Origin of the sequence: Undibacterium sp., assembly GCF_030683615.1 — a bacterium.
GTDB lineage: Bacteria > Pseudomonadota > Gammaproteobacteria > Burkholderiales > Burkholderiaceae_D > Undibacterium > Undibacterium umbellatum.
This window is the reverse complement of record NZ_JAUXQE010000038.1, coordinates 130,429-151,799: the sequence shown is the minus strand read 5'-3', so window position 1 is coordinate 151,799 and position 21,371 is coordinate 130,429. Positions and strand designations below refer to the sequence as shown.

The window sequence follows — 21,371 nt, the reverse complement described above, 5'->3', positions numbered from 1 at the left end:
ATCCGGCAAAATTTTTATGACCATAGAGAACTGGTATGCGCATATTATTGGCAGAAGATGACCCACTACTCGGCGATGGCTTGCAGGCAGGCTTGCGCCAACTCGGTTTTCAGGTCGATTGGGTCAGAGACGGTGAAGCAGCGGAATATGAATTACGTAGTCTGGTGTATGCCGCTGCAGTACTTGATCTTGGAATGCCGCGCAAGAATGGGCTGGACGTACTTGCCAGCATACGCAAAGCGGAAGTAAGTTGCCCGGTATTGATATTGACAGCACGGGACGCCGTTGCCGACAGAATTCGGGGGTTGGATCAAGGTGCCGATGATTATGTCATTAAACCGGTTGATCTGAATGAACTTGCAGCAAGGTTACGCGCGCTGATCCGGCGTGCCCATGGGCAACCAAATGAAAACCTGGAAGCACAAGATATTTTGCTCGATCCTGGAGCTCGCTCGGTAAAGCAAGCAGGCAGCATTGTGGAAGTCTCGACGCGAGAATTCGACCTCTTACTGACCTTCATGCTAAATCCCGACCGCGTTCTTTCACGTGAGCAAATCGAGCAGCATTTGTATAGTTGGGGGCAAGAGGTGGATAGCAATGCCATTGAGGTCCATATTCACAACCTGCGAAAGAAACTGGGGGCGACATCAATATTGACCGTGCGTGGCGTTGGTTACATGCTCCCAAAGGAGGGTAGGACATCATGAATACACGCCCTTCCCTGCAAAATCGACTACTCGTGCTGACGTTGACAGCGGTCGCATCCATCTGGTTGCTGGCGACCGCCATGACCTGGTTCGATGCCAGGCATGAGCTGGACGAAGTGCTTGATGGACATTTGGCACAAGCTGCGAGCTTGCTCACAACACATCAAGTACACGAGATTATAGAAAAAGGAGAGTCCAGGGAACCACGCACTTTGCACAAGTATGCACCTAAAGTCATGTATCAGGTTTTTCATGGGGGGCGGCTTGGCTTGCGCTCGGCAAATGCACCGGACACGCCGATTCTGGACGATGGCAAGGAATTAAAAGCGGGATTTACAAGCATTCAAATAAAGAACCGCGAGTGGCGCGTTTTTTCAACGATCGGCGTTGAAGCAGATGTACAGGTTTATGTAGCAGAAGAGGTTCAGGCGCGCACTGCCATCCTGTATGCCGTTTTACGTAGCATGATTTTACCTTTCATCATTGCGCTTCCAATACTTGGACTGGCACTATGGTTTGCCGTGCGGCAAGGTATGAGCCCCATCACCAGATTAGGCCGGGTGCTTGAACAGCGCCAGCCTGCAGCAGTTAACCCAATTGAGATGGATGGAACAAGTAAAGAAACTCAAACTGTTATTCAAGCACTAAATGGCTTATTGGAGCGTATCGCAGGCCTGATGGAATCAGAAAGAAGATTCACTGCAGACGCAGCCCACGAACTGCGCACCCCACTTGCTGCCCTGCGTACCCAAGCGCAGGTAGCAATGGCAGAACATGATGAAATCAAACGCCAGCGCGCATTGAAAAACACTTTGGAAGCCTGTGACAGGACATCCAGATTGATTGAGCAATTACTGACTTTATCCCGCCTGGAAAACAACGCTGAGGCCGAATTCTTACTCTTCGACATGTCAGCCACGATACGCAAGCAATTAGCAGATATTGCCCCCAAAGCTATTAGCAAGAATCAGAAAATGGAACTGGATATGGACTGTCATTGCTCCATTAATGGCAATGAAATCTTGATGAGCGTACTTATTCGGAACTTGATCGACAATGCCGTCCGCTACAGTCCAGAGGCAGCACAAATATTGATTCACTTGAGCTACATCAATAGCTTATATATCTTGACGATTGAAGATAGTGGAAATGGACTGTCAGACCAAGATATCGCCAGGTTGGGTGAACGTTTTTTTCGTATTCAAAGCAATGCAGAAAGTGGCAGCGGCTTGGGCTGGTCAATTGCAAAAAGAATTGCTAAGGCTCACCACATGGACTTGCAAGCTGAACGTTCAGAAAAATTGGGGGGACTAAAAGTAACATTGAGCATACCTGCTCCAAACTGAACCTTACTTCCGCATCAACAACCTGGAGAGCGCGATGAATTACGCACGTCAATTTCTTTTTCTCGCAACATGTGCCTGCTCCATCAGTTTGCATGCACAAAACAAAGCAGAAACATCGGTTCCACAAGTACAAAAATCTGTAGGCAGTAATTCAAAACAAGTGGTCACTATTCCCAAAATTTTGGCAAATGACAAGGGATGCACGACACTGAAAAAGTCAGAATGGCTAAGCCAGGAAGAAATGGCTTTACTGGCAAAGCATCGTGGATACCAGTTTGAAAAAGTGAAAATATCCTATGAAAGTTGCTACGAAATTTATGGCAGCAACCGTGACGGTGATCTGGTCGAAGCATATTTTGATCCCAGCAACGCTAAACTGACACGACAGAACATCGTAAAGATAAAGCAGTGATGGCCAAATCAGCCCGCAATGAATCCCATCGCAGGCTGTCAACAGTTGTCTCAGTTCTCGCTGGCAGTCAGATTGAGAAATTGATCGAGGATGTGGAAATGATCATCAAAGAACATTTCCTCCATGCCTTCCAGTTTTTCTATGCTGACCCAGGCCGCCTGTGCTGCATCATCAGCGGCGCGGATATCGGGCAAGTGCTCGGTTTGCAAGTCAAAGAAGTGGGCATGGGTAATGGTGCGGCCACGCAAGCTGCGGCCTGGGTGATCAAACACCTTTATGTCTACCAGTGAATGCTCAAGGGTAGATGCCAGCACGGCCAGATTGGTTTCTTCAAACAATTCACGTATAGCGCCCTGGAACAGTCTTTCATTCTGATCCAGGAAACCTCCAGGCAAGGCCCACAAACCTTTGCCTGGGAATCCACCGCGCTGTACCAGCAAGACATGTCCTGCTGCCTTGACCACGGCATCCAGAGTGACGAACATCGGCGCATAAGGGGCTGGCTTCCATGATTCATGGTATGCCAGCAATTGTGCATGCTCTTTCACCAGCACGGCATAGTGCGGCAAGATACTCCAGGCCTTCAAATATTGCCTTATGCTCAGTGGCAGGTAATGGGCAATCACGTCGAGTGAAACGCGCATGTCTTCCGCTTCAAACAAAACCCGGCGTATGACAGTGGCATCTATCGCCAGTAATTGTTCAGCCGCGACCAACTGCCATTGCGGGAAACGGTTCAGGTAATAACTGGATGCATCTTTGAAATGACCTATCAGGGCGATTCGCTTAGCATAAGGAAAATGTCTTTCAACCTTGCCGCGTATGGCTGCTGACCAGCGTGCATCATCATAGTAATCGCGCACGGCAATATACGAGACCCGGTCCCGGTCTGCAGGTGACAGGGTGGCGTTGATCATGTCTGCCCGCTCTTGCCAGGTGAAAGGGTTCTTGGTACTGCGCGCATGAAAAGATGAGCCCAATACCACGACTACTTCTTCTGCGGTTTCCAGTGCCAGTTGCAAGAGCGTGGCATGGCCGTTGTGAAAAGGTTGAAAGCGTCCTATTAATACTGCAACGTCGATTTGCATGGATGACTTCTAAATAATGGTAAAGGTTGAACTTGATCTTCTGGATTTCAATACTTTGCCGCAATCGGCATCTGGCGTCCACTACCAAATGCACGGGCGCGCACGCGGATAATGGGCGGGGCCTGGCGGCGTTTATATTCATTGCGCGCCACCATGCCCATGATACGGGCCATGCTTTTCTGACCAGCCTCGGTCTTTTGCAATTGTTCTACAAAAGCCTGCGCCCTGGCAAACTCATGTGCAGGCAAGCGCCTGCCTTCTATATGCCATTTCAGCATTTCATCGAGCTCATCATAAGGTGGCAGGCTATCGGTATCAAGCTGGTCTGGTGCAAGCTCGGCTGATGGTGGTTTGGTCAGCACATCTTGCGGGATAATTTCACGTCCGGCTGCGCTGTTGACATGTTGCGACAAAGCATAAACTTCTGTTTTGTACAAATCGCCAATCAAGCCCAGGCCCCCATTTGTGTCGCCATACAGAGTACAGTAACCGACAGATATTTCACTCTTGTTACCAGTCGTCAGTAAAAGTGCGCCAAAGGCATTAGAGTATTCCATCAAGATGGTGCCACGTATGCGTGCCTGCAAATTCTCCTGTGTCAGACCGCGCAAGGGAGAGGAAAATGCTTCTTCAAAGCCTTTTGCATACTGCTCTACCAAATTCAGTATTGGATGTGTATGCAGTTTGACTTGCAGGTTGTCACATAATTTGACCGAGTCAGATACTGAACCTGTGCTTGAATAGGCGGATGGCATGGTGATGGCGATAACGTTCTCGGCGCCAAGTGCCTGTACTGCCAAAGCAATCGTCAATGCCGAATCAATACCGCCTGAAGAACCAACCACCACCTGTTTGAAACCGCAACGGCGTGCATAGTCTTGCAGGCCAAGCACGATCTGGCGACGGGTAAATTCTGGCACGGACAAACCTGTGCTGTCCGGCTTGAGCAATGCTGCGCCATCTATTGCAGTGAACTGCTTATTTGCAAATCCCAGTAACTGAAAATCTTCTTCAAAACGTGCGGCTTCAAAGGTCACGCCATGATCGGATGTGACCGCAAATGAAGCTCCATCAAACACCAGTTGATCTTGTCCCCCAACCTGGTTCACATATAGCAAGGGCAATTGATGATGGGCTGCTGCCCTGGCAAACATGGTATGTCTTTGCTGGCGCTTGCCTATATCTGACGGGCTGGCATTGATGCTGATGATCAGGTCCACCTTCGCAGCAGTGAGGGCATTGAAGGGATTGACCTGATAATCATGTTCTTCATCATTCCAGCCATCTTCACACACCATGAAGCCCAGTTTATGCCCCGCCACATCGAGGGTACTGGCAACTTCCTTGCCAGGCTCAAAATGACGGCGCTCATCGAAGATGCCGTAAGTGGGAAGTAACTGCTTATAGTATTCAGCAACAATCTCGCCATTGCGTATCGCCAGCAAGGCATTATGCAGGGCTTTGCCTTGTCCTTTATTTGGACGTACCGTGCCTATCACGCTGACGAGATTAGGATAATCCGTTGAAGCCTGCATAATATTGGCCAGCGCCTGCTCTGCCTTGGCTAAGAAAGCACTGTCTTCCAGCAAATCACCAGGGTAATAACCGCAGATACAGAGTTCAGAAAACACTGCCACATCCGCCTTTCCTGCTGCGGCTTTTTGCATGTGGCTGATGATGGCGGCAGTATTGCCAGCGAAATCACCCACCATATAATTTAATTGTGCGACTGCCAGTTTCAACATGATGAAACTCCTGAGTTCAACTTGGTTTAGATGAGAGGATGATTAAAAACCTGGCGCATATAAGCGAGGAAGGTTTCATCCGTACACAAGGTCTTGCCAGCAGAGTCAGATAATTTGGCAACAGGCTGGCCATTGCAGGACTTGAGTTTCATAACAATATTCAAGGCCTTGATACCAGTGTCATTCGTCAGATTAGTGCCTATGCCAAAGCCCGTCATGGTGCGGTCAGCAAAATGGCGATACAGGCTGAATGCAGTTGCCAGGTCCAGCCCATCTGAAAACACAAGGCGTTTGGTATGGGCGTCTATACGCAACTTGGCATAGTGCGCCAGGGCTTTCTCACCCCAGGCTACCGGGTCACCAGAATCATGACGCAGGCCATCAAACAATTTGGCGAAGTAGAGATCAAAATCAGCCAGGAAGGCATCCATGCCAACCACGTCCGTCAGGGCAGTGCCCAGGTCACCGCGGTATTCCTGCACCCAGTCTTCCAGTGCGGCTTTCTGGAAATCACGCAGGCGCACACCAAAGGATTGATAAGACTGCAGGTATTCATGGGCCATGGTGCCGATAGGCACAAGCTTGTATTTCCTGGCCAGGTAGACATTCGATGTACCCTTGAAAAACTGCGGCACTTCACGTGCCAGGGTAGCGACGACTTCATCATGCCAGTCGCCTGAAAAACGCCTACGTAAACCAAAATCAAAGAATTCAAAAGGGTGAGTTCTTGGTGCTTCTTTTCCAAATTCACGGATTTGCTCTATCTTAGCCGCCAGCCTGCGCCTGCCTTCAGGCAGCGTGTCTTGTGTTTGCAGGCGACGGAAATATAATTCATTGACGATATGCAGCACAAAGATTTCAAAACCCATGACATGCACTTGCGGACCAGTGGCCACGATCTGCAGGTGATCGCCATCCGTACTGATCTTAATGAATTTGCGCTGAAAATGAAAAACCGTTAAAAAATCTGTGAAATCGCTTTTAATGAAACGTAATGAGCGCAGATAGTCGAGTTCATCTTCAGTAAAATTCAGTGCACACAAGTGATCAATTTCACGTTCGACGTCAGCCTTTAATTCTGCCAGTGGATAGGCGGTGGAATTGCGGCAAACGAAAGCATATTCAGTCTGGGTATTTGGGTGACTATGCAGCAATGCCTGCCACATGGTGAATTTGTATAAATCAGTTTCCAGCAAACTTTGAACTACGGGTTTCATATTTTTCTTTTCCAGTATTACCTGACAATTATCACCTGAAAAGTATCAGGCATTCGCCAGCAATTCAGGCAATACATCTGCCATCTTCGCAATCTGCACACCTTTGGCAGCCATATCGCGTACAAAGTCTTCAAACTGTGCATCAAAGCCCGTGACTGCACTCATACAATCAGTTACCAGCACCAGTTTGTGTAAATCGGCTGCGGCGAAATTTTCCACCAGATGCTCAGTAGTCGCTTTCACGCAATGACTGCCTGCTTCGCCAGTAATATACACGCGGTCAGCCTTGCTCAGTTCTGTAATCAATTGCTGGTTCAGTTGCGTATCCGGGTCGCTGGCATCTGGGACTTCTGCCTTGACTGCTGAATAATGCTCAGTCCAGGGATTGGAGCCCTTGTTGATCTTGTTGACCACAGCCAGTTGTTTTTCTTCCCAGGCATTATAGGCTGCACGCACATCAGCATGCACATTTTGCCCCCATGAGCCAATTTCGCAGTGCACCGGCCATATCATCAACTGATAACGGCCTTCTGCTTCCAGTGCATCCAGATACGCCAGGACACGTGCCAAAGCCTCAGGTCGACGCGGCTGATATTCGCCAGCGCGCACTGCCGCCGCGGATATAGCCGTGAAGGGCGTCACTGTTGCACCCTGCCCTGTCTTCCAGAATGTAGGATGAGCGATATCATAACGATGGTGAGCATCCAGAGTGATGCTGATGCCGGTGATGCCATCTGCACCTTTATTAATCAGTTCAGCCACGCGCAACATATCGGCATGGGCACCTGGCACAGGCAGGGCTGGCGATAATGCTTCTGCATTATGTACATCTCGTGCCAGATAAGCAGGTGGCAAATCACAGAAATCATTTTGCGGATCAATGATGAGGACTTGCAAATTACGTTTCATGATATTTCCTTTTCTTTTGAAGCTGATTCTATTCTAGGATACTTAGTTATTTATTGCAACTAAGTAGCCATATATCCTGCGTCAATATGCAAAAGTTTCAAAAAACTCCGAATAAACTATTTATTTTCAGTAACTTAGCATAAAAAAACCTTAGACCCTTGCGCCGTTCTTCCATAGCCATGCTTACAAAATCTTGCAAATTCAGCGCCTGCAAAACCTGTCTCTGCAATAAATTACACTTTCAATTTACTTTCCAGCATTATTTATCTGACATTTGCCAGCAATTACTGTTATTTGTCCTTGCAAGAAAACAACAAATGAAATGATCTTAGTTAATTTACGAAACTATCTTAGTTTCTTTACCACACTAAGATAGTTTATAGTTCGCTTATGCGAGATATTCTTATGCTTGCTAACAATAATAAGATAGAGAAAAACAATGCAAACTACAGTCATCAATAGAAAACAAAGAGCTGATATTGCCCAGGAAACTTTGGCAATACTGGCACGTGGCAACTACATGAATCAGTATGGCGATGAAGTCAGCATACAGGGCAGTTTGACGGCAGCGAAAAATGCATCTGTCCACTATTTGCCGGAAGAATTACAGCAAATCTTGCTTGCGCTTTCAGTTGACGAACGATTTGACACCGCAATCAGCGTCAGCAATGAAGGCTGCCTGACAGTAGCCAGGCGCATGGCATCAGAAGGTGGTGCGCGCCCACTTTGTCTGAATTTTGCGTCGGCGAAAAATCCAGGCGGCGGCTTCCTGGGTGGTTCAGAAGCACAGGAAGAAAATCTGGCGAAATCTTCAGGCTTGTATCCTTGCATTGCGCAGATGGCTGCCATGTATGAAAAGAACCGTGCTTTGCAATCCTGTCTCTATAGCGATGACATGATCTATTCGCCAGACGTGCCTGTCTTCAGAGATGATGAATATGCCTTGCTCGATAATTTCTATAGTGCATCCTTCATCACGGCTCCAGCGGTCAATCTCGGCGCATTGAAAAAAAATGAACCGGACCAAATTGGCGAAGCAGCCAGTGTCATGTTAAACAGGGTCAATTTTGTCCTGGCTCTGGCACTTCAGCATGGACATCAGCACTTGGTACTTGGTGCTTGGTGCTGTGGAGTATTCGGCAATGAGCCCAGGGATGTTGCTAACTACTTCTTGCAAGCATTGTCACCCGGATCATTTTTCCACGGCGCATTCAAGAAAATAGTATTTGCCGTACTGGACAAAAAGAACAGTGGAAGCTTCCAGGCTTTCGAAGCAGCATTTAAAAATAATAAAAACAAATCGTAAAAAAATATAATGAAAAATAATGATAAAAGTTTCAGCAAATTCCTCAGCTATGTATTGCGTCACCAGCCTGATTCCATAGGCATCAAACTGGATGAGCAGGGCTGGACAGAAATAGCGGCCTTAATAAACCAGGCTGCAAGGTATGGCAAGCGCTTCAAACTGGAAGACTTGCACGAGGCCGTGCGCACTTCAGACAAACAGCGCTTCGCCGTTAGCGAAGATGGATTGCGTATCCGAGCAAACCAGGGGCATTCAGTCAAGGTCGATCTGGCATTGCCCGTGACGGTACCGCCGGATGTTTTGTATCACGGTACTGCCAGCCGTTTCATCGCATCCATCATGAAAGAAGGGCTACGTCCTGGCTCACGGCACCACGTGCATTTGTCGACGACCATAACAACTGCGCGCACGGTAGGTGCAAGGCATGGTGCGCCAGTCATATTGAAAGTCATGGCAGAACAAATGCAGGAAGATGGTTTCCAGTTTCTGGTATCTGCGAATGGTGTATGGCTATGTGATAGTGTGCCGTCAAAATATTTGATCAGGATGAGTGATGACAAGTAAACGACCAAATCATAATACTTACTGGGTAAGGCCAGTTCAGTTACTGGCAGGTGAATATCCTGGAGCAATAGATGAGCAATCTGCAGCGATCCGGTTGGAGCAATTTCTTGACTGTGGCGTCGATTACTTCATTGACCTGACAGAAGAAGATGAATTGCATCCTTACGCACCGCTGTTAATGAAGTTGGCTGCTGAGCGCGGCGTGCAAGTCCAGCATCATCGTTTTGCCATACCTGACCGCAATATTCCGTCTTCGACGAAGCTGATGCAAGATATTTTGCATGCATTGCGTGAAGCATTGGCGAAGCAGCACACCGTGTATGTTCATTGTTTCGGCGGCATAGGCCGCACCGGCACTGTCATAGGCTGCTATTTGAATGAAGAGCATCAGGATGCTGAGGCAGGTTTGAAAGAACTGGCGCATTTGTGGCAACAGATGGAAAAGAGAAATTACTGGCCAGATACGCCACAAACTGCAGAGCAGCACGCCTGGGTGATGGCCTGGTCTGCAGATAGCCTAGGAAAAACATGAATGCGCTGGAAGAAATATTAAAGCAGATAGATGAAGGAAAGCAGTTTACCTATCTGCATTTCTGGGGACATAAACAACGTAGCTTGCAAGTAGACAAAGCCTGCTTCAGCCAATGGTTTGTCGCGCCGTTTAAGATCGATGACATCACTTACCCCACGGCTGAACACTATATGATGGCTGGCAAGGCCAGGCTGTTTGACGACCAGGCCGTGCTCAAGGAAATACTAACAACCAACGATCCTGACATGGTGAAGCGCCTGGGCAGGAAAGTAAAAAATTATGATGAATCGACATGGGTAGAACATCGCTCACAGATTGTGGTCGACGGCAATTATGCGAAATTTTCGCAAAATCCGAAACTGGCAAAGTATCTGCTGAGTACCGCAGACAAGGTCATCGTCGAAGCCAGCCCGCTGGACAAAATCTGGGGAACAGGTCTGGCACAAGATCACCCGGATAGTAATAGCCCCCATCTTTGGCAGGGATTGAATCTGCTGGGTTTTGCCTTAATGGAAGTCAGGCATAAATTACTCGTGGAACAAATGAATTAGAAAATGAAATTTGAAGCTTATAAAAAACAGACAGAACAATGGCCAGATGATGGCAAGCACATCATGGCGCAATTTGATGAAGAGACCATTATCGTCTATCAGGCATATTCTGATGCCATCGCCGATTTTGCAGTCGCGCACCAATACTTTGGTGGCGCATTCAGTTATACGCGCATGAGCTGGATCAAACCAAAAAAAATTTTATGGATGATGTTCCGCTCAGGTTGGGCGCAGAAATCTGGGCAGGAGCGTGTGCTGGCAATACGCATCAAGCGCAGTTTTTTTGATGAAGTTTTAACGCAGGCTATACCTTCATCCTTTATTGCCTCAGGATTTGCCACACAAGAAGCATGGAAGCAGGCGATAGAAACCTCTGACGTCCGTTTGCAATGGGACCCTGATCACGACCCTGTGGGCAATTGTACGCCGCGTCGCGCCTTGCAATTAGGTTTTCGTGGTGAAATGTTGACACGCTACGGCAAGGAAGAAATACTGGAAATCATCGATGTCACACCGTTTGTATTGGAGCAGTTTCCACATGCTGATCAGCACGAGCAATTGCTGATACCTAGCGAATCCATTTATCAATCCTGCATTTGACATGCAACCCACGCATGCGAATTGTGCAAAAATGTCGTTTGAATACTAGCCTCGCATCCGTTTAAATAGCCATAGACGAACACCCTGAACTTACCAACCGGAAGCCCGGTTTCGTCGCATTTGGGCCGGAGGCTATATGGATGTCCTTACTGAGAGTCAACGCGAGTTTTCAGTGCCAATTTCAATGCAAGGCAGCAGCTATGTGCTGGCTCCCATGAGCTATGTTCTGCCTGGCGAACGGAGACCCGTGAGTTATACCTTTGAACCTCCTGCTGGCATCCCCTGGGAGAACGCCACTTACGATGTGCGTGAAGTTGCGATACATGATGCCCGTCAGGCAGAACAGGAACCTCAGCTTGAGCGTGAAGGTTTTGAACTCTGGGATGCGCCTACGTCCGTCAAGAATTTCCTGGATCACGAAGAAGTCAGGTCTGACTATTATCAGGAAGCGCGTGAACTGGCGCTGGCTGTCACGGGCGGAAGGCAGGCTTATGTCTTTGATCACCTGGTCAGGCGATGTGAACCCAGGGCAAGCACATTATCCTTTGGCAAACGTGCAGAGAATGGTTTGGCGGCGGCTAATGGCCGCATACATAATGACTATACCGAGCAATCAGGACAGAAACGCCTGGCGCTAGTCGTCAGGGATTTGGAAGTAATGGCACAGATACGGCGCTATTGCATCATCAATATCTGGCGTCCTACCCATCATACCGTGCTGGATACGCCGCTGGCGGTTTGTGATGCGCGTACTGTCCGGCAATCGCATTTGCTGGCTTGCGATGTCAAGTATCCTAACCGCACAGGTGAAATTTATCTGTCCAGATTTTCGCCCAGACATCGCTGGTCTTACTTTTCTGAAATGCAGCCAAATGAAGCGCTGATTTTTAAACAATATGACAGCCAGTTCAGCGGTGTCTCGCGCTTTACACCACATGCAGCATTTGATCATCCACAAGCACCAACTGATGCTCCCCCAAGAGAAAGCATAGAGTTGCGCTGCCTGGTGGTTTTTTAGAAAGGAGATCATGATGGATACGCCTATCACCACCATGCCTGTCATTGATTTCTGGTTTGAGTTTGGCAGCAATTACAGTTACCTGAGTGTCATGCGCATAGAGCAGGATGCGGCTAGAGCTGGCGTCAGGATACGCTGGCAGCCATTCTTGCTTGGCCCGATATTCCAGGCTTTTGGCTGGAACACTTCACCCTTTGTTTTGCAAAAGGCCAAGGGTGATTATGTCTGGCTGGATATGGAAAGGCAATGCCGCAAGTATGGCCTTCCCTGGAAAAAGCCGGGTAATTTCCCACGCTCTGCCATCTTGCCATTAAGGGTAGCCGTGTTGGCTGCAGAACAAAGCTGGATGGCAGAATACTGCAGACGCATGATGCAAATGAATTTTTCCTATGACCGCGATATCGATAACAAAGAAGTTGTGACTGCTGTGTTAAATGACATGGGATTGGCTGCTGCTGACATAATTGAGCAAGCCTTGAGCGAAGAAAACAAACTGAAGCTGCGCAGGCAAACCGAACTGGCCATGAGCAAGGGTATATTTGGCGCGCCGACTTTCTTTGTTGGAGAGCACATGTTCTGGGGGAATGACAGACTCGACGATGCGCTGGCTTACTGCCATGAATTGCTGGTTTATCCAGATGCCTGAGTTTTTGTTTTACTCGCTTCGCTAAGCAACCAGTCCTTGACTTGCAATGCGTCCACGCTGGGCCCAGCATCCGCTACTAGCAGCCAATATGCAAAGCCATGTGCGCCCTGACTCTTGCCGGGTGCTAATGTCATCAGCCTGCCGTCGGCAATGAAGTCCTGTATCAATTCCAGCCGCCCCAGCGCTATGCCCTGTCCAGCGACTGCTGCCTGTATCAATTGATCGTACTGATTGAAATGCAGGATACCTCGCGCCCTGGCTGCCTGCAATTCTTCTTTGCTTAACCAATCGTGCCACGATAGCCAGTCTTTTTTCGCTTCTTCAAATTCCAGCAACGGCCATTGCAATGCAAGCTTGCCGTTCTTCTTGAACTTCAAGCCCAGCGAAGGATGAGCCACCGGAACTATCGTTTCACCAAACAGGCGTATGGCATCCGCAGGCACGGATTTGGCGTTGGTATAGCGTATTGCCAGGTCGATGCTGTCTTTGCTCGGATCGATTATTTTGTTATTGGCTGAAATGCGCACATCGACAGACGGGTGCAATTTTTGAAAGGCATTCAATCTGGGTAAGAGCCACAAGCCAGTCAGACCTATGCTGGCGCTGATCGTTACTGGCCCTACAGGCCGGGCTAACGACTGCGCCACTATGTCACCCGCGACATCCTGCAACTGCTGCAAGGCGGCGTCGGCACTGCGGAACAGGCGTTCACCCTCTGCAGTGAAAGCAATGCTGCGATAGCCACGCACCAGCAAGCTGATACCTAGTTGCTGTTCCAATGCCTGGACCTGGCGGCTAACTGCCGACTGGCTCAGACATAGTTCTTCCGCCGCCAGCGTGATACTCATATGGCGGCCAACAGCAACAAAGCCTCTTAGCTGGTCAAGAAAAGCCAGTTTGGCAAGTGGTAATGACATTCTCATTTCGCATGTCAACGCAACTGATGATCAGCTTGTGATTGAAACACAGCTACTCTTGATTAGCAATGCAACTGGCGAACTATCGCGCTGCTCTCAACAATGAAACTGACTGCAGCATGAATGGCATCCGGCGTACGCAAGATGCGCCTGTGGCCAGTTCCCGCACTTGCTATTAGCTTTGCTTGCGGCCATGCAGCGGCCAGCGCCTGGCTTTCGGCATACGGCATTTCCTTGTCTTCAGGGTCATGCATGATCAGGGCAGGATGACGCATACCATGCTGTAATTGGTCCAGATCCATGGTTTCCAGTGGCGCACCTATGCTTGTCACCAGCATCTGTTCCAACTCCCTCCTTTCAGTTTCATCCAGCCCACCAAGCCTGGCAGCTTGCTGAAGCACGCGTGTCAATGAAGCCGGGCCACACAGATGAACACTAGCTTGAACTTGCACACCTTGGGCAAAAGCATACAGGCTGGCGGCTGAACCTACGGAATGGGCGATAGTGGCTGTGAGTGCTCCCAAATGCTGAGCCACTGCGACCACGGCCTTACCATAGGCCAGCACATTGGTGCTTTCTCCTTGCGATGCGCCATGTGCAGGTGCATCCAGAGCAGTCACGCTAAAGCCGGCTTGCAGCAAAGGGGCGACAAAACTCGCCATGTGACTGGCACGGCTTTCCCAGCCATGAAGGAGCAGGACCTGCGGTCCTTGTCCCCAAGTCCAGGCAAGCAGTTCCTGACCAGCATGAGGAATGCTGATTGGTCTGGCCTGTGCCAACGCCTTTCTGTCATCTTCGGTTTCTGCCTGTTTTTTCGGTCTGGTAAATGCCTGCAAGATCATGTCCATGATGGGGTTAATTGCTTCTTTGTCTTGTCTATTCATACTACCCTCCAAATTAGATGATGATTGCAATCTTAAAGATGTCGATTATCATCTAAAATACAAACTTGTGTCAAACACTGATCAACATGTATTGGAATGCAAACGTCCTGCTTTTAAATGGGAAATATTCAAAATGAGAACTACACGTGAACAAACTGCGCAGACCAGGGAACGCATCATAGAAACTGCGGCGCACCTCTATCGAGAGCATGGCATCAATGGCATAGGCGTGGCAGACCTGATGAAAGAAGCTGGCCTCACGCATGGCGGCTTCTACAAGCACTTTGAATCCAAGGAGGCATTGATCGCTGAAGCCTGTGCCACCGCACTGGAAGCAACCCGCACGGAACTGGCGCGCAAGGCTAAACTGGCCAGCGATGAGGAAGCCATCGCCAGCCTGGTACACGCCTATCTGAGCCGGGCACATAGCGACCATCCAGGCCAGGGCTGTGCGATTGCCGCACTGGGAGCAGAAACTGCGCGCGGCGAGGCTTCCAGCAAGGAAGTGATGGCGCAAGGAGTGGATGAATTGCTGGCACTGATCAACAAACAATTGCGTAGATCAGGAGCAAAGGACGATGCAGGCACTGCACACGGCGTCTTGTCCTCATTGATAGGTGGGCTGTTGTTATCGCGCTTGATGGATAGCCCAGCCAAATCCAAGACCGTACTGCGTGATACCAGTGATTTTGTATTGAAGGCGGTACAGAAATAAAAAATCCTGCCCCTTATTGCTGAGGGGCAGGTGATGCGTTAAAACAATTTACTTCACTTTATTACTTCACTTACGATTATTTGAGAGCCTGCGTACCACAGCCAGAAAGCGGTCTATCTCTTCGCAAGTATTATAGAAAGCAAACGAAGGCCGCACCGTTGCTTCTACGCCGAAACGACGCAAAATGGGTTGCGCACAATGATGGCCGGATCGTACCGCTATCCCTTCATCATTAAGCGCCTTGCCCACTTCTGCAGTCTCATAACCGGCCAGCACAAAGGATGCAACGCTGGCCTTTTCATGTGCCGTACCAATCAGGCGCACTCCTGGTATGCTCTTCAGCCCATGCGTTGCATATTCCAGCAAGGCATGTTCGTAAAGGGCGATATTTTCCAAACCTATGCGTTCGACATAATCAATCGCAGCGCCCAAACCAACTGCATCGGCAATATTGCCAGTACCTGCTTCAAAGCGTGCTGGTGCTGGCTGATAACGGGTGTGCTCGAAAGTCACATCCGCAATCATATTGCCACCACCCTGCCATGGCGGCAATTGTTCCAGCAAGGCCTTCTTGCCATACACGACGCCTATGCCAGTCGGGCCGAATACCTTGTGCCCTGAGAAAACATAGAAGTCAGCATCCAGCGCCTGCACATTCACACGCAGATGTGACACGGCTTGCGCCCCGTCTATCAACACGCGAGCACCAACAGCATGCGCCAGGGCTGTGATTTCATGCACAGGGGCGATTGTACCCAGGGCATTTGACACTTGCGTTACCGCCACCAGACGGGTTTTGCTGTTCAAGAGCTTGCGGTATTCGTCGAGCAAGACCTGGCCACTGTCGTCCACAGGAATCACACGTATGACAGCGCCCTTCTCCACCGCCAGTTGTTGCCAGGGCACGATATTGGCATGGTGTTCAAGATGGGAAACGATGATCTCATCACCCGCTCCTATGAACTTCTTGCCAAAGGTTTGCGCTACCAGGTTGATACCTTCCGTCGCACCACGAACGAAGATGATTTCCTGTTCGCTGGCAGCACCAAGAAACCTGGCTACCTTTTTACGTGCCGATTCATAAGCATCGCTGGCACGTGCGGCCAGTTCATGTGCCGCTCTGTGTATATTTGAATTCTCATGCTCATAGAAATAACTGATGCGGTCTATCACCGACTGCGGCTTTTGCGTGGTCGCAGCATTGTCAAACCACACCAGTTGCTTGCCATTGACACGCTCAGCCAGAATAGGAAAATCCCTGCGCACGGCATTGATGTCAAAAGGTGCTGCCAAGGATGGATTAGCGGCTCGAGGTGCCTGATCCCAATAGTCTTGCTCGCCTTGCTGGAAATAATAAGCTGGCTGTGTAGCACTGCCACCGGCTTGTTGTGCAGGTGCAGACGTGGCCGACGTAGCTGGATATAGCTCGCCCAGTATGCGTTGCAATTGCTCTTGCCCCGGTACGTTGAAAGCACTGGCCCCGGATTGCTTTCCTGTTCCCTGTGCCGCCAGGCTGTCCAGACTATTGTCAGCAATGGGATAGCCATGCTCTTGCCCGACAAAATAATAGGGCGTGCTGGAACTGGCACCACCCGCTTGCGGGCGTGATGGTGCAATGCTGCTACCAGCATTTTGTGGCACGCCACTGGCAGAGACAGAAGGCTTACTTTGTGCCGAACTGCTATCGTGCACAGGAGTGCGCGCCGACGGTGGCGCTTCGGGTGTATTGCCCTGGCTAAAGCCCGGCAAGAATTGCGCAGCCGCTTGCGCCGCACCTGGTACGAGGGCAAAAAATTCTGATGCCATGCGGTTCAGTGCGGCTTCATCTGGCAAACCCGAATTTGCCGCGCCAGTATTATTTGTAGGTGTCAGGATAGTCATGATATTTACCTATCTCTACGTCATCGAGAACAGCCACTGCATCATCTGTCAGCACCGCCAGCGAGCAGTACAGGGAGATGAGGTAAGAGGCAATCGCATTGCGGCTGATGCCCATGAAGCGCACGGACAAACCAGGGCTTTGTTCACCCGCCAGACCAGGCTGGAACAAGCCAACTACACCCTGACGTTTTTCACCCACGCGCAACAGGATGATTTTTGTCTTGCCATCTTCGATAGGCAATTTGTCAGACGGTACCAGTGGTACACCGCGCCATGTCAGAAATTGCGAACCGAACAGGCTGACTGTTGGTGGCGGCACGCCACGGCGTGTGCATTCACGGCCAAAAGCGGCAATCGCCAATGGGTGTGCAAGGAAGAAACCTGGCTCTTTCCAGACCTTGGTCAGCAAATCATCGAGATCATCCGGTGTAGGTGCACCTGTCAGGGTAGAGATGCGTTGATCGTCATGCACATTTGCCAGCAGACCGTAGTCAGGATTATTGATGAGTTCGCTTTCCTGGCGTTCCTTGATGGTTTCTACCGTCAGGCGTAATTGCTCCTTGATCTGGTCATGCGGGCTGCTGTAGAGATCAGAGATACGCGTGTGCACGTCCAGCACAGTGGCTACGGCATTGAGGAAATATTCGCGTGGCTGTTCGTCGTAATCGACAAAGGTTTGTGGCAATTCAGATTCATCACGCTGCGAACATGCTACGCGCACATCCTTGGGATTCTTTACTTTGTTGAGGCGGTATATACCTGCCTCGACAGGCAACCATTGCAGCAGATGCACCAACCAGCGTGGCGAGATGGTGGATAACTGTGGGACGGTCTTGGTGGCATTCGCTAGCTGTCTGGCGGCGTTATCGCTCAGGGCGAAATTACCTGCAGTCGCTTCATTACTTACATCAGTCATTGCTTCACTCCATAAAAGTCAGTGCATAAAAAAATGAACAGGCGTGCGGGGATAAGCAGCCGTGTTATGTAGCTCACGGCTGTTCACTTGAAGCTCACTTATTCAAACCAAAGAAACGGGATTTTGCTGTTCGTGCCGCAAACTGGCCTGGCTCACATGGCTGCCTGGCGCCACATCGCTGGTGACCCAGACATTGCCGCCAACGATGGCACCGCGGCCTATGGTGACGCGGCCCAGTACGGTTGCACCGGCATAGATGACCACATCATCTTCAACGATGGGGTGACGCGGCAAACCTTTTTGCAACTTGCCGTCATCATCGCTGGGGAAGCGTTTTGCCCCCAGCGTGACGGTCTGATAAATACGTACACGCTGGCCGATGACGGCAGTTTCACCGATCACCACACCAGTCCCATGATCAATGAAAAAGCCTGCGCCTATACTGGCACCGGGGTGTATGTCTATACCTGTCTGACCATGAGCAATCTCGGCAACAATGCGTGCCAGCAGCGGCACACCTAGCTGATATAGTTGATGGGCAATGCGGTGATGTATCATGGCCAGTATGCCGGGGTAGCATAGCAAGACTTCATCGACGGTGCGCGCTGCCGGGTCACCCTGGTAGGCCGAAATCACATCACTGTCCAACAGTGAGCGTATTCCTGGCAGAGCGCGGGAAAATTCACGCACTATCGTCAGCGCCCGGTCATCGATATGCAGGCCTTCTTCTTCGTGATAACGCGAAGCGTAACTGAGTTCCAGCCTGACCTGGCTCAACAAAGAATGCAGGACCGTATCGAGCGTATGGCCTACATAAAAATCTTCACTCTCTTGCCGCAGTTCTGGCGGCCCCAGGCGCATGGGGAATAGAGCCCCGCGCAAATCATTGAGGATTTTTGCCAGCGCATCACGCGATGGCAATTCACGACCGCCAGGTTCGGCTGATCTTTGCTGGCGACGCCGCCATGCGTGACGCACAACTGCCAGCTCGCTGACGACCTGCTCTATACCGAACAGAGAAGCGCGTATCTCTTTAGTCTGTTGCAATGCTTGTCCCATGATGGCCTGCCTTATGATTTGCAAATTCTGTCTATGGTTTAGTCCTGCACCCAGGGCAGTTTGTGGAAACGCCAGCCACCACTATGCCCGCGCTGTTGTGCCTCATCCAGATCGCCTTCAAAACCCTGCTCTATATTGAAGACATTTGGCAATCCCGCCTTGCTGGCTGCCTCAGCAGCCAGTGCTGAGCGTTTACCGCTGCGACAAAGCAGCAAGACCACGGCCTGATTGTCCTTAAGCTTGCCTTCGAGTTCTTTGACAAAGCGGGGATTGCGTGTAAGGGCCGTGCCTGTCGCCCAGGCAACATGCAGGCTTTCTGGCAAATGACCGACGAACTTGCGCTCCTCGTTCGTGCGCACATCGACAATCACGGCCAAGCCTTGCTGCAGCAACGCCCAGGCATCGATGGGACAAACACTACCGGCAAAAGGCAAGCCTGCATCTTTGGCTCGCTGGCGAGCCGCAGCAAGCAGGGAATGGTCAGTTACGGTTTGATTTGATGGGGAAGCTGTCATACAAATTCTCTGTATTGATGTTTTTCGTCACAGAGATTGAATGTACAGAAATTACCTAAGGCAGAAAACGAATTAAATTGAAGTTAATTATCTGGAATTCGCATATGCAATGATGTGCGTGGAGAGAATCGACGTGGTGACACAAAAAATAATCAAAACCACGTGAGCATCCAGGATGGATATCTGCATAGGCGGTACTTCCATAGCCTATGCCAGACTCGGTTCATTTTGAATGATCGCAGGTGGACACAAGCGATTGCGTGCCACCCGCATTGGGGATACAAGCTCAGCAAGGAATGCTGAGCCAGAGCGTTCAGGCAGCCGCGAGTGCCTGTTCAAGGTCTGCGATCAAGTCGTCAATATGCTCTATGCCTATCGACAAACGCACGGTATCTTCAGTGACGCCCGCCTTTGCCAGTTCCTCAGGATTCAATTGACGGTGAGTAGTGCTGGCTGGATGGCATGCCAGCGATTTGGCATCACCGATATTCACCAGACGGGTGAATAACTGCAATGCATCCTGGAAGCGCCCACCCGCATCGCGCCCACCTTCCAGCCCAAAGGTCAAAATGCCGGAAGGCTTGCCGCCCAGGTATTTTTGCGCCAGCGCGTGATCCTTGTGTTCAGGCAGGCCAGCGTAGTTAACCCATTTCACTTTGGCATGCTTGTCCAGATAATGGGCAATCTTGATGGTGTTATCTGTAATTCTGTCCATGCGCAAAGCCAGGGTTTCTATGCCCTGCAAGATCAGGAAGGCATTGAAGGGGGACAGGGCCGCACCGGTATTGCGCAGTGGCACAACACGGGCACGGCCTATGTAGGCGGCGGCACCCAGAGCTTCGGTATACACCACGCCATGATAAGAGACATCAGGCTCATTCAGACGTTTGAATCGTTCTTTATGTTCGGCCCAGGGGAACTTGCCAGAATCAACGATGATGCCGCCTATGGAATTGCCATGACCACCCAGGTATTTAGTCAATGAATGGACCACAATGTCGGCACCGAATTCTATGGGGCGCAAGAGATAAGGTGAAGGCACGGTGTTATCAACAATCAGCGGCACACCATGTCTGTGGGCGACCTTGGCAATCGCTTCGATATCAGTGATATTGCCGAGCGGATTACCGATAGACTCGACAAACACAGCCTTGGTTTTACCATCAATCAGCTTGGCAAAGGATTCGGGATCGCGGTAATCAGCGAAGCGCGTCTCTATGCCAAACTGCGGCAGTGTGTGGGCGAACAGGTTGTAAGTGCCGCCATACAAGGTCGACGCAGAAACAATATTGTCACCCGCCTCAGCAATGGTTTGTATCGCATAGGTAATCGCAGCCTGGCCGGATGCAAGTGCCAGGCCAGCGATGCCACCTTCCAGCTCTGCCACGCGTTTTTCCAGTACATCATTAGTAGGATTCATGATACGGCTATAGATGTTGCCTTGTACCTTGAGATCAAACAGGTCAGCGCCATGCTGGGTATTATCAAAGGCATAGGCGACAGTCTGGTAAATAGGCACGGCGACAGCGCGCGTGGTCGGGTCGGGCGTATAGCCACCATGTACGGCAATAGTTTCCAGCTTCATTACAATCCTTCAGTTTAGTTAACCAACATTGATCATAAAAATGCAGCCAGTAAATCACAAGGAAGCATTTCGACTTTACTTATCCGGTAAACGCCTAGTGCCCAGTCCTGGGCCTGGGACGCTCTACAAATGATAGAAAAAACGATTATATTGCAGAAATAATATCAATCATGCAGATCCTCCCTGGATATTTGTGAAAAATCAAGATGGCTCGCCTGCAACACCAGGGCAGCATCACACCTGATTTGATTCACAAAA

General features: G+C 50.0%; 22 protein-coding genes. 11 read left to right on the top strand and 11 right to left on the bottom strand.

What is annotated here, in order from left to right; translation table 11 throughout:
- Positions 1 to 35 precede the first annotated feature (35 nt).
- From Q8K39_RS21705 to Q8K39_RS21695, 3 genes are all read left to right on the top strand, one after another.
- A complete protein-coding gene (locus Q8K39_RS21705; RefSeq protein ID WP_305263279.1) occupies positions 36 to 707 on the top strand; it encodes a response regulator transcription factor in 672 nt (223 codons plus the stop codon).
- Complete coding sequence (locus Q8K39_RS21700) at positions 704 to 2,053, top strand: ATP-binding protein (RefSeq protein WP_305263278.1); 1,350 nt, start codon at positions 704 to 706, stop codon at positions 2,051 to 2,053. Before Q8K39_RS21705 ends, Q8K39_RS21700 begins: the two co-directional genes overlap by 4 nt.
- 88 nt (positions 2,054 to 2,141) lie before the next feature.
- Positions 2,142 to 2,465 (top strand): PepSY domain-containing protein, encoded by a 324-nt coding sequence (locus tag Q8K39_RS21695; protein ID WP_305263277.1) that lies wholly within the window; start codon positions 2,142 to 2,144, stop codon positions 2,463 to 2,465.
- 50 nt (positions 2,466 to 2,515) lie between these two features.
- Here the strand turns inward: Q8K39_RS21695 and Q8K39_RS21690 are convergent, their stop codons facing one another.
- The 4 genes from Q8K39_RS21690 to Q8K39_RS21675 are packed head-to-tail and all read right to left on the bottom strand — an operon-like array spanning position 2,516 to position 7,424.
- A complete protein-coding gene (locus tag Q8K39_RS21690; protein WP_305263276.1) occupies positions 2,516 to 3,553 on the bottom strand; it encodes a bifunctional nicotinamide-nucleotide adenylyltransferase/Nudix hydroxylase in 1,038 nt (345 codons plus the stop codon).
- 47 nt (positions 3,554 to 3,600) lie between these two features.
- Positions 3,601 to 5,298 (bottom strand): NAD+ synthase, encoded by a 1,698-nt coding sequence (locus Q8K39_RS21685; RefSeq protein ID WP_305263275.1) that lies wholly within the window; start codon positions 5,296 to 5,298, stop codon positions 3,601 to 3,603.
- Between the two features lie 26 nt (positions 5,299 to 5,324).
- On the bottom strand, positions 5,325 to 6,515 hold the full coding sequence (pncB, locus tag Q8K39_RS21680; protein ID WP_305263274.1) for a nicotinate phosphoribosyltransferase: 1,191 nt from the start codon (positions 6,513 to 6,515) through the stop codon (positions 5,325 to 5,327).
- Between the two features lie 45 nt (positions 6,516 to 6,560).
- The gene (locus Q8K39_RS21675) at positions 6,561 to 7,424 is read right to left on the bottom strand and encodes a cysteine hydrolase (RefSeq protein ID WP_305263273.1); all 864 of its coding nucleotides are present in this window, start codon (positions 7,422 to 7,424) and stop codon (positions 6,561 to 6,563) included.
- 439 nt (positions 7,425 to 7,863) lie between these two features.
- Here Q8K39_RS21675 and Q8K39_RS21670 point away from each other — a divergent pair, with 439 nt between their 5' ends.
- From Q8K39_RS21670 to Q8K39_RS21640, 7 genes are all read left to right on the top strand, one after another.
- A complete protein-coding gene (locus Q8K39_RS21670) occupies positions 7,864 to 8,730 on the top strand; it encodes a TIGR02452 family protein (protein ID WP_305263272.1) in 867 nt (288 codons plus the stop codon).
- 9 nt (positions 8,731 to 8,739) lie between these two features.
- Positions 8,740 to 9,294, top strand: coding sequence for an RNA 2'-phosphotransferase (locus tag Q8K39_RS21665; protein ID WP_305263271.1), 555 nt, complete (start codon positions 8,740 to 8,742; stop codon positions 9,292 to 9,294).
- On the top strand, positions 9,284 to 9,826 hold the full coding sequence (locus Q8K39_RS21660; protein ID WP_305263270.1) for a dual specificity protein phosphatase family protein: 543 nt from the start codon (positions 9,284 to 9,286) through the stop codon (positions 9,824 to 9,826). The genes Q8K39_RS21665 and Q8K39_RS21660 overlap by 11 nt, the downstream gene beginning before the upstream one ends.
- Positions 9,823 to 10,377 carry an NADAR family protein gene (locus Q8K39_RS21655; protein ID WP_305263269.1) on the top strand — a complete coding sequence of 185 codons (555 nt, stop codon included), beginning with the start codon at positions 9,823 to 9,825 and terminating at the stop codon, positions 10,375 to 10,377. The genes Q8K39_RS21660 and Q8K39_RS21655 overlap by 4 nt, the downstream gene beginning before the upstream one ends.
- A gap of 3 nt (positions 10,378 to 10,380) precedes the next feature.
- Entirely contained in the window at positions 10,381 to 10,977 is a 597-nt protein-coding gene (locus tag Q8K39_RS21650; protein WP_305263268.1) for a DUF4291 domain-containing protein, read from the top strand.
- 136 nt (positions 10,978 to 11,113) lie between these two features.
- Positions 11,114 to 11,995 (top strand): CmcJ/NvfI family oxidoreductase, encoded by an 882-nt coding sequence (locus Q8K39_RS21645; RefSeq protein ID WP_305263267.1) that lies wholly within the window; start codon positions 11,114 to 11,116, stop codon positions 11,993 to 11,995.
- Between the two features lie 10 nt (positions 11,996 to 12,005).
- Positions 12,006 to 12,641, top strand: a complete 636-nt coding sequence (locus tag Q8K39_RS21640) for a 2-hydroxychromene-2-carboxylate isomerase (RefSeq protein ID WP_305263266.1) — start codon at positions 12,006 to 12,008, stop codon at positions 12,639 to 12,641.
- On the opposite strand, the gene Q8K39_RS21635 is transcribed toward Q8K39_RS21640, so the two are convergent.
- Positions 12,626 to 13,558: a LysR substrate-binding domain-containing protein gene (locus tag Q8K39_RS21635; protein ID WP_186953969.1), complete on the bottom strand. Its 933-nt coding sequence runs from the start codon at positions 13,556 to 13,558 to the stop codon at positions 12,626 to 12,628. The two genes, Q8K39_RS21640 and Q8K39_RS21635, sit on opposite strands and share 16 nt — an antisense overlap.
- A 62-nt stretch (positions 13,559 to 13,620) precedes the next feature.
- A complete protein-coding gene (locus Q8K39_RS21630; RefSeq protein WP_305263265.1) occupies positions 13,621 to 14,442 on the bottom strand; it encodes an alpha/beta fold hydrolase in 822 nt (273 codons plus the stop codon).
- A 133-nt stretch (positions 14,443 to 14,575) separates the two neighbouring features.
- On the opposite strand from Q8K39_RS21630, the gene Q8K39_RS21625 reads away from it, so the two are divergent.
- On the top strand, positions 14,576 to 15,157 hold the full coding sequence (locus Q8K39_RS21625; RefSeq protein ID WP_305263264.1) for a TetR/AcrR family transcriptional regulator: 582 nt from the start codon (positions 14,576 to 14,578) through the stop codon (positions 15,155 to 15,157).
- Positions 15,158 to 15,223: 66 nt separating this feature from the next.
- On the opposite strand, the gene Q8K39_RS21620 is transcribed toward Q8K39_RS21625, so the two are convergent.
- From Q8K39_RS21620 to Q8K39_RS21600, 5 genes are all read right to left on the bottom strand, one after another.
- Positions 15,224 to 17,038, bottom strand: coding sequence for a family 2A encapsulin nanocompartment cargo protein cysteine desulfurase (locus Q8K39_RS21620; RefSeq protein WP_305263263.1), 1,815 nt, complete (start codon positions 17,036 to 17,038; stop codon positions 15,224 to 15,226).
- Positions 17,013 to 17,954 (bottom strand): family 2A encapsulin nanocompartment shell protein, encoded by a 942-nt coding sequence (locus Q8K39_RS21615; protein WP_305263262.1) that lies wholly within the window; start codon positions 17,952 to 17,954, stop codon positions 17,013 to 17,015. The genes Q8K39_RS21620 and Q8K39_RS21615 overlap by 26 nt, the downstream gene beginning before the upstream one ends.
- A 102-nt stretch (positions 17,955 to 18,056) precedes the next feature.
- Complete coding sequence (epsC, locus tag Q8K39_RS21610) at positions 18,057 to 19,013, bottom strand: serine O-acetyltransferase EpsC (RefSeq protein WP_305263261.1); 957 nt, start codon at positions 19,011 to 19,013, stop codon at positions 18,057 to 18,059.
- 38 nt (positions 19,014 to 19,051) lie between these two features.
- The gene (locus Q8K39_RS21605) at positions 19,052 to 19,528 is read right to left on the bottom strand and encodes a rhodanese-like domain-containing protein (RefSeq protein ID WP_305263260.1); all 477 of its coding nucleotides are present in this window, start codon (positions 19,526 to 19,528) and stop codon (positions 19,052 to 19,054) included.
- Positions 19,529 to 19,841: 313 nt separating this feature from the next.
- A complete protein-coding gene (locus Q8K39_RS21600; RefSeq protein ID WP_305263259.1) occupies positions 19,842 to 21,113 on the bottom strand; it encodes an O-acetylhomoserine aminocarboxypropyltransferase/cysteine synthase family protein in 1,272 nt (423 codons plus the stop codon).
- Positions 21,114 to 21,371 lie beyond the last annotated feature (258 nt).